The organism is Micromonospora sp. NPDC048871 (genome assembly GCF_043198155.1).
Taxonomy (GTDB): domain Bacteria; phylum Actinomycetota; class Actinomycetes; order Mycobacteriales; family Micromonosporaceae; genus Micromonospora.
Genome location: NZ_JBICUM010000027.1, coordinates 1 through 2,531, shown reverse-complemented (window position 1 = coordinate 2,531; position 2,531 = coordinate 1). Strand labels below are relative to the sequence as shown.

At 69.2% G+C, this 2,531-nt stretch carries 2 protein-coding genes; both read left to right on the top strand.

The features are described from left to right. Positions 1-131 precede the first annotated feature (131 nt). Positions 132-1,631 (top strand): IS21 family transposase, encoded by a 1,500-nt coding sequence (gene istA, locus ACGFIK_RS27820; RefSeq protein ID WP_327026374.1) that lies wholly within the window; start codon positions 132-134, stop codon positions 1,629-1,631. Continuing rightward, entirely contained in the window at positions 1,628-2,419 is a 792-nt protein-coding gene (gene istB, locus ACGFIK_RS27815) for an IS21-like element helper ATPase IstB (protein WP_327026375.1), read from the top strand. The genes istA and istB overlap by 4 nt, the downstream gene beginning before the upstream one ends. Positions 2,420-2,531 lie beyond the last annotated feature (112 nt).

Here is a 2,531-nt window from a genome sequence, read left to right as displayed (position 1 = left end):
TGTCGGCGGCCAGTGAAAGATCCCCATAGGCGGCCATTTACCGCCCCGCTGATGGCCAGGGTTCTCCCCGTGGATGGCCAGATATCTCCCCGCTGATCATGACGAGATGCTGGTCGGCGAGGGTCGGCGGCGTGAAATGCGGCAGGGAGATCGTGGAAATCTTGGAGGCGTACGACCTCACGGGTAGTTACCGTGCGGCGGCCGAGCTGGCGGGGTGTGACCATCACACCGTGGCCCGGTATGTGAAGTTGCGGGCCGAGGGGCGCAGCCCTGAGGAGCGGACGCAGCGGGCTCGGCCGATCGACGAGTTCATGGACAAGATCGAGGAGTTGGTGGCCCGTTCGGGTGGCCGGGTCCGTGCCGATGTGGTGCATCGGCGGATCACCGCGATGGGCTTCGCCGGCGGGGAACGCACTACCCGCCGGGCGGTCGCGGCGGTGAAGAAGTCCTGGCAGGTAGGGCAGCGGCGGGTGTTCCGCCCGTGGATCCCCGAGCCCGGTTTGTGGCTGCAGTTCGACTGGGGTGAGGGCCCGCGCATCGGCGGCCGGCGGACCACGTTGTGGTGCGCGTGGCTGCCCTGGTCGAGGTTCCGGGTGGTGATTCCAGTGTTGGACAAGACGCTGCCGACGGTTGTGGCCTGTCTGGACGCCACCCTGCGGCGGTTGGGCGGGGTGCCGGCGTATGTGTTGACCGACAACGAGAAGACGATCACGGTTGAGCACGTCGCGGACATCGCGGTGAGGAATCCGGAGATCGTGCAGGTGGCCCGGCATTACGGGATGACGATCCGCACCTGCGTGCCGGCGGACCCGCAGTCCAAGGGCGGCGCCGAGAACACCGTGAAGATCGCCAAGGCGGACCTGGTCCCCACCACAGCGAACCTGCTCGGCCAGTACCGCACGTTCGCTGAGTTGGAGGCGGCCTGCCGTGACTTCACCGACGAGGTCAACGCCCGCCTGCACCGCGACACCCGCCGTCGTCCGGCCGAAGCCCTGCTGGAGGAACGCGATCGGCTGCACCCGCTGCCGGCGCAGCCGTTCACCGTCGCGTTCGGCACGACCCGCCGGGTGAACTGGGACTGCACCATCTCCGTCGACGGGGTCCGCTACTCGGTCCCGCACCATCTGGTCGACACCCGGGTCTGGGCCCGGTTCCACGGCGACGAACTCATCGTCACCGCCGTCGGCAAGGACGGGCCGGCCGAGGTCGCCCGCCACCAGCGGGCCCAGCCCGGCCGCCCGTCAATCCGAGATGAGCACTACCCGCCCCGATCACGCCAGTCCGACACCGCTGAGCGGGTGCCCCGGGCCCGCACCGCCGACGAGGCCGCGTTCCTCGCCCTCGGCCCCGGCGCCGCCGCCTGGCTGGTCGAAGCCGCAGCCGCCGGCATCCGCGGAGTCCGCCGCAAGATGGCCGAAGCCGTCGCCCTGGCCAAGCTGCACGGCGTTGACCACGTCGACCGGGCCCTCGGCACCGCCGCGTTGGCGGGCCGATTCGCCGACAACGACCTGATCCGCATCCTCGCCCACCAACGCGACGACGACACCCCACCCACTCGGGCCAGCGAAACCCACAGCCTGCAACCAGGCACCTCCGCCTGGTCAACCTTCGGCACGACTGGAGAACAGTGACCATCACCCCGTTGCGGGTCACCGGCGCGGCCGGTGACCCGCTGACCGAAGCGATCGAGCTCACCCGCCGGCTGAAACTGCCGCACCTGCGCCGGGCCATGGCCGACCTCATCCCCACCGCGAAAGCGCAACGCTGGGACCCAGCAGAAGTCGTGCGCGTGCTCCTCGCCGAAGAGGCAGCCGGCCGGGACCAGGCCAACCTGCGCACCCGCCGCAAACGCGCCGCCTTCCCCGCCGGCAAGACCTTCGGCGACTGGGACGAACAAGCCTCCTCCATCCCGAGGCCGACCCAGGACGCGCTACGCAGCCTGGAATGGGTGCAACGCAAGGAAAACCTATCCATCTGCGGCCCGTCAGGCACCGGCAAGAGCCACTTCTGCGAAGCCCTCGGCCAAGCCGCCGTCGAGGCCGGCATGACCGTCGCCTGGTTCACCATCGAAGACCTCGGCGTCATGGTCCGCCGGCACCGCCCCGACGACTCCGTCGCCCGAGCGATGACCAGACTGATCCGCACCGACCTGATCATCATCGACGACATCGGCCTGCTACCGGTCTCACCCGACGCCGCCGAAGGCTTCTACCGCCTCGTCGACGCCGCCTACGAACGACGCAGCCTCGCGGTCAGCTCGAACCTGCACCCCTCCGGCTTCGACGAGATCATGCCCAAGACCCTGGCCACCGCCACCGTCGACCGGCTCCTGCACCACGCCCACGTCGTCGTGACCCAGGGTGACAGCTACCGGTTCAACCAAGCCACCGCCGGACAAGGCGTCAAAGCCCTGCACTAACCCAGCACCACCCCACGGCGGGGAACTACCTGGCCGCCACCGGGGAAAAACCATGGCCGCCAGCGGGGAAAACTACTGGCCGCCTACGGGGAAATCTGATTGGCCGTTGACA